Annotated in this window: 14 protein-coding genes; 11 read left to right on the top strand and 3 right to left on the bottom strand. The window is 37.5% G+C overall.

Annotation, left to right across the window (positions count from 1 at the left end; translation table 11 throughout):
• Nucleotides 1-39 precede the first annotated feature (39 nt).
• The gene (locus BD809_RS00190; RefSeq protein ID WP_148780937.1) at nucleotides 40-996 is read left to right on the top strand and encodes a PorP/SprF family type IX secretion system membrane protein; all 957 of its coding nucleotides are present in this window, start codon (nucleotides 40-42) and stop codon (nucleotides 994-996) included.
• Nucleotides 997-1203: 207 nt separating this feature from the next.
• Here BD809_RS00190 and BD809_RS00185 read toward each other — a convergent pair whose 3' ends face one another.
• The gene (locus BD809_RS00185) at nucleotides 1204-1602 is read right to left on the bottom strand and encodes a DoxX family protein (protein WP_148780936.1); all 399 of its coding nucleotides are present in this window, start codon (nucleotides 1600-1602) and stop codon (nucleotides 1204-1206) included.
• A gap of 14 nt (nucleotides 1603-1616) precedes the next feature.
• Nucleotides 1617-2771, bottom strand: a complete 1155-nt coding sequence (locus tag BD809_RS00180) for a DNA polymerase III subunit (protein WP_148780935.1) — start codon at nucleotides 2769-2771, stop codon at nucleotides 1617-1619.
• 168 nt (nucleotides 2772-2939) lie between these two features.
• On the opposite strand from BD809_RS00180, the gene BD809_RS00175 reads away from it, so the two are divergent.
• The 4 genes from BD809_RS00175 (at nucleotide 2940) to BD809_RS00160 (ending at nucleotide 9120) form a co-directional block, all read left to right on the top strand.
• Nucleotides 2940-4127, top strand: a complete 1188-nt coding sequence (locus tag BD809_RS00175; protein WP_148780934.1) for a phosphoglycerate kinase — start codon at nucleotides 2940-2942, stop codon at nucleotides 4125-4127.
• Between the two features lie 197 nt (nucleotides 4128-4324).
• Nucleotides 4325-5953, top strand: a complete 1629-nt coding sequence (locus BD809_RS00170) for a lytic transglycosylase domain-containing protein (RefSeq protein ID WP_246131381.1) — start codon at nucleotides 4325-4327, stop codon at nucleotides 5951-5953.
• Nucleotides 5954-5969: 16 nt separating this feature from the next.
• Nucleotides 5970-6956 carry a DUF4837 family protein gene (locus tag BD809_RS00165; RefSeq protein ID WP_148780933.1) on the top strand — a complete coding sequence of 329 codons (987 nt, stop codon included), beginning with the start codon at nucleotides 5970-5972 and terminating at the stop codon, nucleotides 6954-6956.
• Nucleotides 6957-6993: 37 nt separating this feature from the next.
• A complete protein-coding gene (locus BD809_RS00160; RefSeq protein ID WP_148780932.1) occupies nucleotides 6994-9120 on the top strand; it encodes a Tex family protein in 2127 nt (708 codons plus the stop codon).
• A gap of 55 nt (nucleotides 9121-9175) precedes the next feature.
• Here the strand turns inward: BD809_RS00160 and BD809_RS00155 are convergent, their stop codons facing one another.
• Nucleotides 9176-9364 (bottom strand): Sec-independent protein translocase subunit TatA/TatB, encoded by a 189-nt coding sequence (locus BD809_RS00155; RefSeq protein WP_148780931.1) that lies wholly within the window; start codon nucleotides 9362-9364, stop codon nucleotides 9176-9178.
• 219 nt (nucleotides 9365-9583) lie between these two features.
• Here BD809_RS00155 and BD809_RS00150 point away from each other — a divergent pair, with 219 nt between their 5' ends.
• The 6 genes from BD809_RS00150 to rfbA are packed head-to-tail and all read left to right on the top strand — an operon-like array spanning nucleotide 9584 to nucleotide 16593.
• Nucleotides 9584-10456: a M23 family metallopeptidase gene (locus tag BD809_RS00150; RefSeq protein ID WP_148780930.1), complete on the top strand. Its 873-nt coding sequence runs from the start codon at nucleotides 9584-9586 to the stop codon at nucleotides 10454-10456.
• A gap of 3 nt (nucleotides 10457-10459) precedes the next feature.
• Entirely contained in the window at nucleotides 10460-11959 is a 1500-nt protein-coding gene (locus tag BD809_RS00145; protein WP_148780929.1) for a GH3 auxin-responsive promoter family protein, read from the top strand.
• Between the two features lie 25 nt (nucleotides 11960-11984).
• Nucleotides 11985-13679 carry a DUF6909 family protein gene (locus BD809_RS00140; protein ID WP_148780928.1) on the top strand — a complete coding sequence of 565 codons (1695 nt, stop codon included), beginning with the start codon at nucleotides 11985-11987 and terminating at the stop codon, nucleotides 13677-13679.
• A 3-nt stretch (nucleotides 13680-13682) separates the two neighbouring features.
• Nucleotides 13683-14684 carry a hypothetical protein gene (locus BD809_RS00135; RefSeq protein ID WP_148780927.1) on the top strand — a complete coding sequence of 334 codons (1002 nt, stop codon included), beginning with the start codon at nucleotides 13683-13685 and terminating at the stop codon, nucleotides 14682-14684.
• A gap of 6 nt (nucleotides 14685-14690) precedes the next feature.
• Nucleotides 14691-15719, top strand: a complete 1029-nt coding sequence (gene rfbB / locus BD809_RS00130) for a dTDP-glucose 4,6-dehydratase (protein ID WP_148780926.1) — start codon at nucleotides 14691-14693, stop codon at nucleotides 15717-15719.
• 19 nt (nucleotides 15720-15738) lie between these two features.
• Nucleotides 15739-16593 carry a glucose-1-phosphate thymidylyltransferase RfbA gene (gene rfbA, locus BD809_RS00125; protein ID WP_148780925.1) on the top strand — a complete coding sequence of 285 codons (855 nt, stop codon included), beginning with the start codon at nucleotides 15739-15741 and terminating at the stop codon, nucleotides 16591-16593.
• Nucleotides 16594-16596 lie beyond the last annotated feature (3 nt).

Below are 16596 nucleotides of genomic sequence, written 5' to 3'. Positions count from 1 at the left end.
TTGTGTAAAGCCCCCATCGGTCAATAATTTTAAGTGTAGATGAAAAAATGTAGTTTAATAATAGGGTTGTTTCTGGGATGTTTATCCTACGCACAAGAATTTTCAGCACCAGTGCAGAATCAATACCTTGCCGATAATCCATATCTTATATCCTCTGCCTACGCGGGGATAGGAGATTGCTGGCAGGTGCGCGCCTCTGGTTTTGAGCAATGGGTGAGTATCGAGGATTCTCCGGGCACACAGTCCTTATCTTTTGATGGAAGAATCTCAGACCGCTCAGGTATTGGTGCCATTTTATTTAATGACCAAAATGGGTTTACAACGCAAAAAGGAGTACAACTTTCTTTTGCACATCACTTGACGCTGAGTGAATATGATAATATGTATCTTTCTTTTGGGTTAAGTTATAAGTTTACCCAGTTTGGTATTGATGCCAACGAATTCAATAATGGAAACCCGGATGAACCTATGAATCCGAATCTACCGGATGTAACCGTAAATAATTCCAACTTTGATATCGGTTTCTTATATCGTTTTGGTCGATTTTTCTTTAGCGGTAATGCGGTAAACTTGTTACAGAAGGAAATAGATGATTTTAATCCTACAGAACCTTCTACGATACAGAATTATTATATGTATACCGGGTATACATTTTTTCACCGATTTAGTAATATAGAGATCGAACCTTCGGTGTTATACCAGAATTTTGCAGGAGATGGACGTAGTACAGCTGATTTAAATCTCAAAGTGCGAAAAATGCACGATACAGATTACTATTGGGCCGGATTAAGTATCCGTTCGCTCGTAGATCAGAGTTTTAAGCCACTTTCGGTTTCTCCCATGGTGGGAATAAAGAAATTTAATTTCTATGTAGCCTATGCGTATCAAATTAACGTAAATGAGGTTTTACAGCCAAGTACGGCAGCAGGGTCTCATATGATCACGTTAGGGTTTGATTTTGGATGTCGTCAAAGTAAATGTGGATGTACCTATTAAATCTATTAACCACAACTTAAATTTTGAACCCTTTGCTGTACAGCAAAGGGTTTATTTTTTGAATGATAGTGTAAGAAAATACTTTTATATCCGGTAAGGTCGAGCGGAATCGAAATCTCTTAATGATACTAATCAAACTGGCCTCTGGATTCCTGTGGTTCGAGCGCAGTTGACCAGTCGAGTAAAACACTTTAGACTAATGCATCACTAGGCGTTTACCACATACAAACCGAAAATGGCTACCAAGAAATAGCAGGTAATGGTTAAGGCACCCGGATAATCTTTTGCCACCCGTTGACCAAATAAAAGGGCAAGCAGGGTAATACAAGAGATAAACATAGCGAACGTCGCCACATACGTCTCTCCGGAATATATCAAAAAAGTAACACCCAGGATACAACCTAAAGCTGCGATAAATTCTAAGACTAAAACAATACCTAATAAAATAGGAACCTGTTTTGCAAGTATGGTATTTTCAAAATGTTGCTTCAGCCAAACCGTGTTACCTTTAAAATCGAAGACTTTGTCTAACGCAGATTGTAAAAAGGTTATAAACAAAAATGCCAGAATAGTTATAGGCACAAGGTGAGTAAGAAAATTTTTCATTAGGATATGGATTATTATTGAGATTTGCGATGAAGCAAACGTGTGAGCTGTATGGACAGATCGGTTAATATAATTTTGGCATTTCCATTACGCTCTATATGAAACATAGCATCTTGCAGTTCGTTAGTAATATCCATAATATTGGCACCATGTACAAAAGGAGCAAACTTTGCAAGATCAAAACCGGGCGTATTGGGTTCCAGAAACACCAGCTCCTGAGCGCCATAATTAAGTAGCATCGCCTGTCTGAAGAAATCAATACAATACTTCAAAAACTTCTTTTGAGTTTCTCTCCCTGCTCCGGCGATAGATTCACTCCAAACTATCAGATCATTGACAGCAGATTTATTTCCTTTTGCTCTAAAAGCAGTTCGAATCCATTGAATGAACCATTCTTCAAACTGATCATCCCCGCCATCGTGATGCAATAAGTGAATCGCTTTATTATAATCGCCCTCAGCCTGATGTGCGATTTTCGTTATTTCGTTTTCCCCGGCTTCAGATAAGGAAAGTAAAGCTTCCTTAATCACCTCTTCTCCCAATGCAGGAAAATGTACCACTTGACAACGGGAACGGATAGTTTGCAAAAGTTGCTCTTCATTTTCTGTAATCAGAATGAAGATAGTTTTCTCAGGAGGCTCTTCAATTAACTTCAATAACTTATTTGAAGCAGCATTGTTCATTTTATCTGCCATCCAGATAAGCATCACTTTATATCCGCCTTCATAACTTTTTAAGGAGAGCTTTTTGACAACCTGTAAGGCTTCATCAACTCCAATTTGTCCCTGCTTATTTTCGATACCCAAAGAAACGTACCAGTCAAAAATACTTCCGTAGGGAGTTTTAGACACAAAATCCCGCCACTCTTCGGCAAACTGATCGGCAGTTGGATGTTTTTTTACTTTTTGATTTGTAGCCACCGGATACGCAAAATGTAAATCAGGGTGTGCCAAATGATCAAATTTTATATTGCACGCTTTATTGGCACCGCCGTTTTCCCCATCAGTATTCCCACATAAAATATATTGTGCATAGGCAATAGCCATGGGCAATGTGCCACTGCCGTTAGCACCGACAAATAGTTGAGCATGAGGAATTCTTCCTCGATCTACACTCGTTGTTAAGTAATTCTTTATATGACTTAAACCTAGAATTTCAGAAAATCGCATGAGCAAATATATTTATTATTACTGGCTCCTTGTCAATCAAGCAAGAAATTATGTAAGCTAATTATCTGATGCTGGTGAATCAGCAAAAGATTGCTGTAAATTTTTTGAATTCTTTAATAACTTTTTAGATTAATCCCTTTATTTTCGTTTGCAAATAACCACCGTACAATGAAAACGATACAAGACTTTAATTTTGAGAATAAAAAAGCACTAATCCGTGTAGATTTCAACGTTCCTTTAAATGAAAATAAAGAGGTAACAGATGCCACTAGAATAGAGGCAGCAAAACCTACTATTATTAAAGTTTTGGAAGATGGCGGGAGCGCTGTTTTAATGTCTCATTTAGGTAGACCTAAAGGAGTTCAGGAAGAATATTCCTTAAAACATATTGCTGATAAGGTATCTGATAGCATCGGTGTACAGGTAAAATTTTCTGAAAACTGTATAGGCGAAGACGCTGAAAAAATGGTTGCTGATTTGGAACCTGGAGAAGTGTTGTTATTAGAAAATTTAAGATTTCATAAAGAAGAAACCGAAGGGGACAGAAAGTTTGCTGAACAATTGTCCAAAATGGGAGATATATACGTTAATGATGCGTTTGGAACCGCACACCGTGCACATGCATCAACCGCAATTATTGCAGAATTTTTTCCGAATAAGAAGTGTTTTGGGAACCTATTGGCAAAAGAAATAGAGAGTATCGAAAAGGTTTTGAAAACAGGGGAAAAACCTGTCACTGCTGTTTTGGGAGGATCTAAGGTATCATCAAAAATAACCATCATAGAAAACATCCTTGATAAAATTGACCACCTGATTATTGGTGGGGGAATGACCTATACTTTTATCAAAGCTCAGGGAGGAGCCATCGGAGATTCTATTTGTGAAGACGATAAGCAAGAGTTAGCACTGTCAATACTTAAAAAAGCTGAAGCAAAGGGTGTTGAGGTACACTTGCCGGTTGATGTTCTCGGTGCAAATGCTTTTAGCAATGATGCAGAAACGCAGGTAGTGGCAGTAGATAAAATTCCGGATGGATGGCAAGGATTAGATGTAGGTCCCGAAACCATCAAAATATTTCATGACGTACTTATGAAATCCAAAACGATCCTTTGGAACGGACCTTTGGGGGTTTTTGAAATGGAAAATTTTGCAGAAGGAACAATAGCTTTGGGAAAATCTATAGCTAAGGCAACTGAGCAAGGAGCATTTTCTTTAGTTGGAGGGGGAGATTCTGTCGCTGCTGTTAAACAGTTTGAACTTGATGATGAGGTAAGTTATGTCTCGACTGGAGGTGGTGCTATGTTAGAAAGCTTGGAAGGCAAAACACTGCCAGGTATCGCAGCTATGGAAGAATAGAAAGCCGCTCTAAACGTAAGAAAAGACCTATTAAAAATAGAATTAGTTAAAAACCAGTTGTTTAAACTGGTTTTTTTTGGTTTTTAACTAGTGGATTTTTTTGTTTTTGGAAAAAATATACGATTTTAGCACTTATGCAGTTACTAGCTGTATAGTAACGTAAAATATCACACCAAATTTCCAAATGTAGTATGAAAATGAGTCGTTTTTTTAGAGTAAGTATACGTGTATTTCTTTTAATTATGGTTGTCCATGGATCAGCCCAAGAAAAAGAAACACGAGCTTCTAAGCGCAACAAGAAGAAGTCAAAACAAACCGAACAAGCTATAAGTATCGGTCAAATCACTAAAGATACTGTACAAGTTGTAGATACGTTAAGTATCGTAAAAAAAACGGTTCAACATGAAACGACTACAATTACCTTAACAAGTATCAAAGATAGTGTCATAGATGTCGCCAGAGATCACCCCAAACTGGCTGAGCTGGATTCGATTTGGAAACAAGAACTTTACAATTCTGATTTATTTGACAGCTTATACAAATCGGTTACCACGCTGGACTACAAACCTGTAGAGTTTGTGGATTTGCCTACCGATACGTTAAAAGCAAGATTGGCAGAGCTCAATGCCAGAACCCCATTTAATGTAGAATACAATCCATCGTTGGAGAGTGTGATAAAGAGCTATCTTAAAAATCGTCACGAACACCTTGATCGATTGATGGCGCTTAGCGAGTTTTACTTTCCACTATTCGAGCAAGAATTAGATAATTATGATATTCCTTTAGAAATTAAGTACTTAGCTATTGTCGAATCAGCGCTAAAACCAAGAGCAAAGTCCCGTGTTGGTGCTACAGGATTGTGGCAGTTTATGTATGGTACCGGTAAGATGTTCGGTTTAGAAGTGAGTTCCTATGTAGATGAGCGTATGGATCCTTTAATGGCGACTAAAGCAGCTTGTAAATATCTAGCAAGTCTGTATCGTGTCTTTGGAGATTGGGATTTAGCCTTGGCATCCTACAATTCCGGGCCAGGAAATGTTACAAAAGCCATACGACGTAGTGGCGGGTATACAAATTACTGGAACATTCGCCATAATTTACCTAGAGAGACCGCGGGATATTTACCTGCATTTTTGGCCACTATGTATATTTTTGAGTATGCCGATAAGCATGGATTCCAACCCAAAAGGCCAAAATTTGCATATTTTGAAACAGATACAATCAAAGTTAAGCAAATGATCACTTTGGAGCAGGTGTCAGAAAAAATGAATATCGATATCGAAGAGCTACAGTTCTTAAACCCTTCTTATAAACTCGATATTATACCTTTTATAAAAGATGAGAACTATGTGTTGAGATTACCTTTGGATAAAGTAGGAGATTTTGTGGCTAATGAAACGCAATTATACACAATCGCTAAAGCCGAATTTGATCAGCGAGAGAAACCATTACCGAAGTTTTTTGAAGCAAATGACCGAATCCGCTATCGTGTTCGTAGCGGAGATTATCTGGGTAGGATTGCCAGGAAATACGGAGTACGAGTTAGCCAGATTAAGAAATGGAATCGCATGCGCTCAAATAATCTGCGCATCGGGCAACGTTTAACTATTTACCCAAGAAAACCCGTAGTTACGAGAACAGCAACCTCAAAAAAACCGACTGTCGTAAGCACGTCAACAAAACAATATACCGTGCAGGCTGGGGACACTTTATGGAGCATCTCTCAAAAATTTAAAGGGGTTACTATAGAAAATCTTAAAAATTGGAACGATATTAGTGGTACTGGAATAAAGCCGGGTATGAAACTCAAGCTTTCAAAATCATAACACTAAGTAAACCTTCATGAGAAATTTAATGTTAGCCCTGTTGAGCCTTGTCGTGCTTTACAGTTGTTCAGAGTCAAAAAGTAAAACAAAAGCAACCAGTCAGGATGCAATGGCACATTCGGTTGGACGCATCAACGAACTTTCGGTAATTGTGGATAATGAATTGTGGAAAGGAGCCGTTGGAGATTCTATACGCAAATATTTTGGTGCAGAAGTTCCCGGATTACCTCAGGAGGAACCTTTATTTTCTATGCGACAGATGCCACCCGTTGCTTTTTCCGGGATGGCAAGAAAGAACCGAACGTTTTTGAAGATTGAGAAAACGGCAACAAATGGCATTAATATTCTAAAAAACAAATTTGCCACTCCGCAGGTTGGCGCTGTTATAAGCGGAACTACGGATGAAGAAATTGTCAATCTGATTCGTCAAAATGTGGACAAGATTGTGAGTGATTATAAAAAGGTAGAGACTGTTGAAAAACAAAAACGTATTAAAAAATCCCTTGAGAAAATCCCTCAGCTAAAAAATAATTTTGGGATAACCATGAAAGTTCCCTCTGCATATCGCATAGCAAAAGATGAAGATAAATTTATGTGGATACGTAAGGACATCCCACAAGGGAGCATGAATCTTATGGTGTATGAGTTGCCTGCAAAAGCTATTACAAGAGATTCAACCACAGTTTCTCAAATTATAAAGATGCGGGATTCTATTGGAGCTCTAAACATTCCTACCTCAGCTACAGGAAAGTTTATTACAGAAAAGGCGTATGCTCCTTACCTGTTTGAAAACACCTTGGATGGTAAATTCGCTCTAGAAACTAAAGGTATTTGGGAAATCAAAGACCGTTTCATGTCCGGACCGTTTGTAAACTACATTATCGAAGATGAAGCCAATGATAGAACATTGGTTTTAGAAGGATTCGTTTTTGCACCGTCGGTTCGTAAACGTGACAAGATGTTCGAACTGGAAGCCATCATGAAATCGATAAAAATTCAGTAATACACCATTTCAAAAAAGCTAACCTCAAAATAATGTAATGAACGTATTTTCTTTTATTAAAAAGGAACTGTCGGTATCCGAAAATCAACTGGTCAAAACCATACAACTCCTTGATGAAGGAGCCACCATTCCTTTTATTGCTCGGTATAGAAAAGAAATGACAGGTAATCTAGACGAGGTTATTCTCGCCGATATTGTAAAATATAAAGCAGCTTTTGAAGCCTTAGAAAAGCGTAAAGAAAGCATATTGTCAACCATAAAAGAGCAAGGGGCACTTACCACAGCGCTTGAGGTCAAAATTAAAAATGCAGATTCGTTGCTCGTTCTTGAAGACTTGTATCTTCCGTATAAAAAGAAACGTAAAACTAAAGCAGACGTAGCCAGAGAAAACGGTCTGGAACCGTTAGCGCATCTGATATTTAAACAAGTAGAAGAAGAAGTTGAGTTTAAAGCGCAGCAATTTACTACTGATACGGTTACTACTGTCGAAGATGCCTTGCAGGGTGCAAGAGACATTCTCGCAGAATGGATCAATGAAGATGAGAGAATACGCAGTACGTTACGCAGACTTTATCAGCGAAAAGCTGTTATTTCAGCTACAGTCATAAAAAGTAAAAAAGAGCTCGAAGAAGCGCAAAAATATAAGCAATATTTTGAGTGGGAAGAACCTTTACATAAGTGTCCTTCCCACCGTTTATTAGCAATCTTAAGGGCAGAAAAAGAAAAAATAGTTCGCGTTAAAATAACAGTGCCAGAAAGTGATGCTTTAGACGCTATAGATCGTCATTGCATCAAAACGAACATTGAAGCATGTACAGATCATATCTTTATTGCAAGTAGCGATGCCTATAAACGCTTACTTGCACCTGCAATGGCTACCGAAGTCTTGGGGCAGGCTAAAGAAAAAGCTGACAATGATGCGATCCATGTTTTTGCACAAAACTTAAAACAATTGCTGCTTGCTTCTCCTTTGGGACAAAAACGAATTTTAGCCTTAGATCCTGGTTTTAAGTCAGGATGCAAAGTTGTTTGTCTGGATGAAAAAGGGGATTTACTTCACAATGAAAATATTTACCCTCACCCACCACAACGAGATACAACGCTTAGTATCAAGAAAATAAAATCATTGGTGAACGCTTATAAAATAGAGGCTATTGCTATTGGTAACGGTACGGCAGCAAGAGAGACCGAAGCATTTATCAAAAAAATTCCATTTGACCGCGCTGTTCAAGTCTTTATGGTGAATGAAAGTGGTGCATCGGTATATTCTGCCTCAAAAATTGCCAGATCAGAATTTCCAGATTATGATGTAACTGTTCGGGGTGCAGTTTCTATAGGTCGCCGATTGGCAGATCCTTTGGCAGAATTGGTAAAGATTGATCCAAAAGCGATTGGCGTCGGACAGTATCAGCATGATGTGGATCAGAATAAATTAAAAAATGAATTGGATACGGTCGTTATGAGCTGCGTGAATACGGTGGGTATTAACGTGAATACAGCCAGTGCTCCTTTGCTGAGCTATGTATCCGGCATCGGAGATAAATTGGCCGAAAATATAGTAACATACCGATTCGAAAACGGAGCAGTAAATTCAAGACAAGAATTAAAAAAAATTCCGAGGCTAGGAGGGAAAGCGTTTGAGCAGGCAGCAGCCTTCTTGCGAATAACGAATTCAAAACACCCTTTGGATAATTCCTCTGTACATCCGGAACGTTATGCTTTGGTAAAACAAATGGCAAAAGATGCAGGTCTTACCGTTCAAGAAATGATTGGTAATACAGCAGCGATACAAAAGATTAATATATCTAAGTATATAACTGATGAGGTGGGGCTACCAACTTTAAATGATATCATAAAAGAGCTGCAAAAACCAGGCGTAGATCCGCGCAAAACAGTTTCGGTGTTTGAATTTGATCCTACGGTTAAAACAATCCAGGATGTTCATACAGGGATGAAAATACCCGGTATTGTTAATAATATTACGAATTTTGGATGTTTTGTGGATATTGGTATTAAAGAGAGCGGTTTGATTCACATCTCTAAACTTGCAAATGAATACATCTCTGATGTCAATGCTGTAGTACAATTAAATCAACAACTTATGGTAACCGTAGTTGAGGTGGATACAGCGCGTAAACGAATTCAATTGTCTCTAGTAGATTAAACAAAAAAATCCCAACTATTACTGTTGGGATTTTTTTTGTATGCTGAAAAATGCACTATTTTTTTTCATCGATTTTAGGATCCTCTTCTTCTTTTGAAGCATCTTTAAATTCTTTGATTCCACTTCCTAAACCTCTCATTAATTCCGGAATCTTCTTACCTCCAAATAATAAAAGTACGATGATGACGATCAATGCGATTTGCCATGGACCAATCATTCCTAAAAATATACTTAATGTTATCATGATCTAATCTATTAGAATGCAAAGTTAGTAAGAAATAAATAAAAAGCTCTTTTAAGGTGTTAAAAATGCTGGTATTGTTTGTATTTTGTGATATAAGGAAAACTAGAATTTTATAAAAACCGTTATTCTTGATAACAGAAGTTGTTTGAATTTAATTTTCTGAAACTTCAATTACGTTTTAGCATATGTGCAGAATATGTATATTTGCGCTTATTAGATATGGCAAGAAAGAAAAAAGAACCCAAAAGAATTGCAAAGAAGCTACTTAATAAGTATCGCTTGGTTATTCTTAATGAAGATACTTTTGAAGAACGTATATCGTTTAAGCTAACGAGACTTAATGTTTTTGTTCTGGTGACAATTACATCCATTGTTTTAATTACAGGAACAATAATTTTGATTGCTTTTACCCCACTGAGAGAATATATCCCGGGATATTCTTCGACACGTCTTAATTTACAAGCGTCTAAGTTAGTGTCTACCACAGATTCATTAGAAAATGTAATTCGAGTAAATCAAGAATACTACAATTCCATCCGCAAAGTATTAACCGGGGATGTCAAGACAGTTGCCTTCGACTTAGATTCGGCAGTTCAATCACAACAGTTGGATATAGAGAACATCAACCTGGAACCTTCAGAAGATGATATAAAGCTAAGAGAAGAAGTCTCACAGGAAGATAAATATAGTGTTTTTGAAGAAAGAAAAGAAGATATAAATTTTTCGCTTTTTCCGCCAGTTAAAGGAACGATTACAGCGGCTTACAATGCTAGTGATAAACATTATGCTGTTGATGTGGCCGTATTAAAAGATACGCCGGTGAAAGCTGCAGCCGCAGGGACTATAATTTTTGCTGAGTGGACAGCAGATACAGGACACGTCATTATTATAGAGCATGGCAGTAGTCTAGTCACCGTTTACAAACACAATGCCTCACTTAACAAAAGGCAAGGCGATCAGGTAAGACCAGGCGAGGTTATAGCCATTGCCGGATCGACAGGTGAGTTTTCAACCGGCCCTCACTTACATTTTGAATTATGGAATGATGGATTACCCAATGATCCAACCAAGTTTATAGATTTTGAATACTAAGGTATGTCAATCAAGTCATTAGGAGCAAAATTTTTTGCCGCATACGTAAAGAAAAAAATTGACCGATGGTCGAATAACCCCATAAAGACTCAGGAGAAAGTGTTTTGGGAGTTGATTCGTGCAGCAGAATCTACCGCGTTTGGGAGAGATCATAATTTTAGTAACATCACTACCCATCAGGATTTTGTTAAGAATGTTCCCGCAAGAGATTACGAACAATTACGACCGTATATGGATCGTGTGGTATCAGGTGAAAAAGATGTAGTTTGGCCTGGTAAACCACTGTATTTTGCAAAAACATCAGGAACTACCAGTGGTGTAAAATATATACCCTTAACCAAAGAATCCATACCCACACATATCAATGCGGCTCGTAATGCGATCCTTTGTTATATAGCAGAAAGCGGCAGAACGGATTTCGTAAACGGAAAGATGATTTTTTTGCAAGGAAGTCCAGAACTTTCCGAAAAAAACGGCATTAATTTGGGCCGCTTATCAGGCATAGTTGCTCATTATGTTCCAAAATATCTTCAGAAAAACAGAATGCCAAGTTGGGAAACCAACTGTATCGAAGATTGGGAGGATAAAGTAGAAGCTATTGTAGCAGAAACCATTCATGAGAATATGACGGTTATCAGCGGGATACCGCCGTGGGTACAAATGTACTTTGAGCGGTTAAGCGACAAATCGCAAAAAACAATAGGGGAACTCTTCCCTAACTTTGAGTTGTTTATCTACGGCGGCGTAAATTATGAACCGTATCGTGCTACATTCGAGAAGTTAATTGGGCGAAAGGTTCCAAGTATTGAACTATATCCAGCTTCTGAAGGGTTTTTTGCTTTTCAAGATAAGCAAAATGCGAACGGAATGTTACTGCAATTAAACTCAGGCATGTTTTACGAGTTTATAAAAGCAGATGAGTTTTTTAATGAAGACCCTCAACGCTTGACTATTGGAGAGGTAGTAACCGATGTTAATTATGTGATGCTTGTGTCTACTAATGCTGGCTTATGGAGCTACAATATTGGGGACACAATTATGTTTACAAGCACTAAACCTTATCGAGTGCTTGTTTCAGGTAGAATAAAACATTTTATTTCAGCGTTCGGAGAACATGTCATTGGAAAAGAAGTTGAAATTGCATTACAGGTCGGTGCAGATAAAACCGGGATGATGGTCAAGGAATTTACGGTAGCACCACAGATTAATCCAACTGACGAATCCATACCTTATCACGAATGGTTTATAGAGTTTCAAGAAGAACCTGATGATATTGAGGAACTAGCAGAGGCTATCGATAGTGAATTGCGATCTCAGAACAGTTACTATGATGATTTAATTAGGGGTAAGATGTTACGACGCCTTCAAATTAGAGTAATGCCCAAAGATGGTTTTAATGAATATATGAAATCAATTGGCAAACTGGGAGGACAAAACAAGTTACCACGATTATCCAACGATCGTAAAATCGCTGATGTCCTTAGCGGTATGATCGCTAAATAAATTATATCTTTGTTCGGAAAACTATATGGCAAATCTTAAACTACAAGGGAGAACGAGAGCTCAAGAAAGCTCAGGAGCTATAGAACGCATGTATATAACGATGCGGCATCTATTCAATAGAGGTTTTTATAAGCCTATGGGTATCTCGGGAGATACATTACGAGAAGGACTGCTCACGTTGCGTCCTGAAATCTACGGATCCATTGCAGAAGAAAAAGTTGAACTAAGTGGGCTTTTGTATGTAATTGACAGATTGCCTTTAGGAATTGAAGAATGTCGTTATATCAACCTGACAAGCGATGAAGGATATAAAAACTCTCATTTTAAACCAATAGTTCCGCCAAAAAGGCGTCGTAACTGTTATCGGATTGATGAGGAACAGATGAATATTGAGATCACACGCGGACGCTCAGAGATTTATGATATCCTTACGCATCTTACGTTCATGTTTATAGAATCTCATAAGATCATGAAACGGGTGGTGATCAATGAAGAAGGTAATGTAACCCGTGACTGGCAAAAACTGGAAAATGCCGTTTTATCGACCAAAGAACTTACAAAAGCAGAACGAGAAGTAGCTCTTACGCACACGGCCAACATCTTAGGAAGAACTTTTGCAGAGGTTTCCTCAATATATCATAATTTTTCCTGTGCAGAAAATAAAGAACGATTTTTGCACATTATATATTGGTTGGGTAAATTAGCGATCGAAGAATCCATTCATGATAATAAAAGAATAGTAACCTTTAGTCCCGTATTGAGAGAACGTCTGGGCCACCATATACATGGAGAGTTATGGGCGACTACTATTAAAGATAAGCTAAAGGACTTAAAACTCTTAGATCGCCCGATTCATGTGATTAGTGCTAATATGCATAGTGTAATGAATTCACTATACGCCTCGGTAGCCTTAAAAACCGAATCGAAAAATAAAACTAGTCTTCAGGTGTATGAGCTCTTGAGTGATGCAAAAAATGATAAGCTTCGTGGTAAAGTAGAAAAGCTTGCGTTGCAAAAGGGAATGACCTATATTGAAGATCAGAGTGGTGCTAACATCAATGTGCAGATTTTTGATATTGCAAAATATGACGGAGAAGCTTTACAACCATTACTTGGTGAGAAAAAAGCGGGTGACTTACCGGTAATTATAGTTATGGACTATGCCTTTGGTGAACAGGCATACGAAACGATGGATGAGCTGTTGAAGCCTTATGTTGCTGCTGACGAAACAAAAAGCTATCTGGATGTTCGATCTGTTTCCATTATGGGTAAAGCAGGAATCTTAGAAGGAGGCAAAGGAGATATCATGATTCCGTCAGCACATATTTTTGAAGGAACAGCAGATAACTATCCTTTCAAAAATGGCTTGAAAAAAGAAGATTTAGAAGGTAAAGGAATCAATGTTTTTGATGGCACGATGATTACGGTATTAGGAACCTCGTTGCAGAACAGAGATATACTGAAATTCTTTCACGAATCCACATGGAATGTTATTGGATTAGAGATGGAAGGTGCCCATTATCAAAAAGCTATTCAATCAGCTTCAAAACTACGAGGAAGTATCAATGAAAAAGTAAAAGTGCGCTATGCGTATTATGCCTCAGACAACCCTTTAGAAACTGGAAGTACTTTAGCATCAGGAGGGTTAGGAACCTCCGGAGTAAAACCGACCTACTTGATAACAGAGAAAATAATAGAACAAATATTTACACAAAAATAGGCTATGAATCAAACACAATCAAATGATGAAATTGACTTAGGTCAGTTGTTTAAAATGATCGGAACGTTTTTTAAACGTGTGATTCGATTGTTTATACAAATGCTTCTGTTTTTTAAGAAAAAAGCGATCTTGCTTATTAGTTTATTTGTTGTGGGTGCGGTTGCAGGATATTTTATCGATAATTATGGAGAGACAAAATTTGAATATGTACAGCAAATAGTTTTAGAGCCGAACTATGAATCAACTAAGTTTTTGTATGATTTTATTGAGGATTTTAAAGAGAATGTAGTAAAGGACGAAGAGAATCTCAAAAAAATCGGCATTACAATAGAGCAGGTAGAAAATATAAAAGAAATTACATTAGAACCCGTTGTGCAAGCTACAGCAGTGCTGGATCACCTACAAGAGCGATATAATGGTAAAGATTTCTTCAAAGAGATTATGGAGGCGTACGATGAGGAAGATTTGCAAGAAGACAGGTATTTGGAATTTTATAAATACCATCGATTGACTTTTGTTTTTAAATCTGCCGGTAGTTTGAATGAGAAATTTTCTAGCACAGTGCTTGATTACTTTAAGTCCAATACCTATTTTAAGGAGGTAGCCAACTTAAAAATTAGGCAGTATAAAAATCATCTTTCACAAAGTGAAGCTTCCTTGACATTTGTTAATGAGTATTTAAAAGCTTTGAACAATACTTCATCTCAACACACTAATCAGCAAACTGTAGTGGTTGCTGAAGAAGGTAAGGCGGTTACCGTGGCATCATTACTGGAGCAGAAAGAAGAGTTGTTAGAAAACATTAGTGATCTGGAAAGAAGGATTCTGCTTGGAGAGCAAGTTTTTGCCACTGTAAATTACGGAGATATCATTCAGCAAAAAAAGAGTTTAGATAAGCGAGTTCTTTTTCTACTTCCCTTTGTGCTTTGTGGTATAGTCATTGGTGTATATTTCCTAAAGTTTCTTTTTGAAAGGATGAATAATTTTGCAAATCAACCCGACTAAACATATATCTTGAAAAGATCAATTTTAATAACAGGCGGCGCAGGTTTTATAGGATCAAATTATATTAACTATATAGCTAAGCAAGATGGTAGGGATAGGCTGATAAACCTTGATAAGCTAACCTATGCAGCCGAGTTGTCAAATGTCGAACTTGTTGATAGCAGTGAGACTGAGTATCATTTTGTTCAGGGAGATATTTGCAATTACGAATTAGTAGAAGAAATATTCACAAAACATGAAATTGATACGGTAATTCATTTTGCAGCAGAATCGCATGTGGATAACTCAATTGAGAATCCCAGAGCATTTATTGATACAAATATTGTAGGGACTTATGTTTTACTTCAGGTAGCTTATAAGTATTGGATGTCAGAACCAAATAGGTTAAAATCAGGGTTAGAAAACGCTCGCTTTGTTCATATTTCAACTGATGAGGTATATGGTTCTTTAGGTGAAGAAGGTTTTTTTACTGAAAACACTGCATATGCCCCAAACAGTCCATACAGTGCATCTAAAGCATCGGCAGATATGTTGGCACGAAGTTATTTCCATACCTATGGATTACCTGTAGTCACAACAAATTGTTCGAATAACTATGGACCAAGACAACATGATGAAAAATTGATACCTACTATTATAAGAAAAGCATTGACTGAAGAACAGATACCTATCTATGGAGATGGCAAAAACATTAGAGATTGGTTGTTCGTTGAGGATCATTGCAGAGGGATTGAGCTGGCATTACATAAGGGAACTCTTGGTGAAACTTATGTAATTGGAGGAAATAATGAACGAGAGAATCTATATATAGCAAATAAAATTTGTGAGATTTTGGATACGCTTCGACCTAGAGAAAACGCAATATCATACAAGGATCTAATAACATATGTTACAGATAGACCGGGACATGATTTTAGGTACGCGATTGATGCTTCTAAGATAGAAAATGATCTAGGCTGGAAAGCATTAGAAAATTTTGAATCGGGAATAGAGAAAACAGTCCGATGGTATCTCGAAAAGTATACTAATAGATAATTTTCAAATAGTTTTAGTAATGAAAGGTATTATTTTAGCTGGAGGCTCAGGCACGCGGCTCCATCCGTTGACATTATCAGTGAGTAAACAGTTGATGCCTATTTATGATAAACCGATGATTTACTATCCGTTAGCTACCTTAATGGCTTCCGGAATTAACGAAATACTTATAATTTCTACTCCGCAAGATTTACCCTTATTTCAAAAATTGTTAGGTGACGGCCAGCGTTATGGCTGTAGATTTGAATATGCCGTTCAAGAGAATCCCAATGGGTTAGCAGAAGCCTTTATTATTGGAGAATCATTTATAGGCAACGATAAAGTGGCGCTTATATTAGGGGATAATATTTTTTACGGATCAGGTCTCGATAAGCTTTTAGAGGAGAACAATGACCCTGATGGCGGAATTATCTATGCCTATCATGTTCAGGATCCCCAACGTTATGGTGTAGTTTCTTTCAATTCGGATGGAAAAGCGATTTCTATAGAAGAAAAACCGGTGACTCCCAAGTCAAATTATGCTGTTCCCGGGATTTATTTTTATGATAATTCGGTAATTGAAAAGGCGAAAAATATTAGACCTAGTAAAAGAGGAGAATTGGAGATTACTGATATTAACAATGCATATCTTCAGGAAAGTAATTTACATGTCACGATCTTGGATAAAGGTACAGCATGGTTAGATACGGGTACATTTGATTCTCTGATGCAAGCCTCGCAATTTGTTCAGGTGATTGAAAAGCGTCAAGGCTTAAAAATTGGGGCTATAGAAGAAATAGCGTACAGACGGGGATATATTAATAAAAAGCAATTGCATAAATTGGCTGAGCCATTACTTAAAAGTGGTTACGGACAGTATTTAAAACAATTATAATGT

The sequence above is a fragment of the Aquimarina intermedia genome (assembly GCF_008124785.1).
GTDB classification, from domain to species: domain Bacteria; phylum Bacteroidota; class Bacteroidia; order Flavobacteriales; family Flavobacteriaceae; genus Aquimarina; species Aquimarina intermedia.
Note: the sequence above shows the minus strand (reverse complement) of the source record. Positions and strands in the feature narration are given on the sequence as shown.

What these genes read in the sequence shown, in the direction of transcription:
- BD809_RS00145 (WP_148780929.1), top strand. Translation starts at nt 10,460, where the DNA reads ATGTCAATCAAGTCATTAGGAGCAAAATTTTTTGCCGCATACGTAAAG.
- BD809_RS00160 (WP_148780932.1), top strand. Translation starts at nt 6,994, where the DNA reads ATGAACGTATTTTCTTTTATTAAAAAGGAACTGTCGGTATCCGAAAAT.
- BD809_RS00185 (WP_148780936.1), bottom strand. Translation starts at nt 1,602, where the DNA reads ATGAAAAATTTTCTTACTCACCTTGTGCCTATAACTATTCTGGCATTT.
- BD809_RS00150 (WP_148780930.1), top strand. Translation starts at nt 9,584, where the DNA reads ATGGCAAGAAAGAAAAAAGAACCCAAAAGAATTGCAAAGAAGCTACTT.
- BD809_RS00180 (WP_148780935.1), bottom strand. Translation starts at nt 2,771, where the DNA reads ATGCGATTTTCTGAAATTCTAGGTTTAAGTCATATAAAGAATTACTTA.
- BD809_RS00170 (WP_246131381.1), top strand. Translation starts at nt 4,325, where the DNA reads ATGAGTCGTTTTTTTAGAGTAAGTATACGTGTATTTCTTTTAATTATG.
- BD809_RS00140 (WP_148780928.1), top strand. Translation starts at nt 11,985, where the DNA reads ATGGCAAATCTTAAACTACAAGGGAGAACGAGAGCTCAAGAAAGCTCA.
- rfbA (WP_148780925.1), top strand. Translation starts at nt 15,739, where the DNA reads ATGAAAGGTATTATTTTAGCTGGAGGCTCAGGCACGCGGCTCCATCCG.
- BD809_RS00175 (WP_148780934.1), top strand. Translation starts at nt 2,940, where the DNA reads ATGAAAACGATACAAGACTTTAATTTTGAGAATAAAAAAGCACTAATC.
- BD809_RS00190 (WP_148780937.1), top strand. Translation starts at nt 40, where the DNA reads ATGAAAAAATGTAGTTTAATAATAGGGTTGTTTCTGGGATGTTTATCC.
- BD809_RS00155 (WP_148780931.1), bottom strand. Translation starts at nt 9,364, where the DNA reads ATGATAACATTAAGTATATTTTTAGGAATGATTGGTCCATGGCAAATC.
- BD809_RS00165 (WP_148780933.1), top strand. Translation starts at nt 5,970, where the DNA reads ATGAGAAATTTAATGTTAGCCCTGTTGAGCCTTGTCGTGCTTTACAGT.
- BD809_RS00135 (WP_148780927.1), top strand. Translation starts at nt 13,683, where the DNA reads ATGAATCAAACACAATCAAATGATGAAATTGACTTAGGTCAGTTGTTT.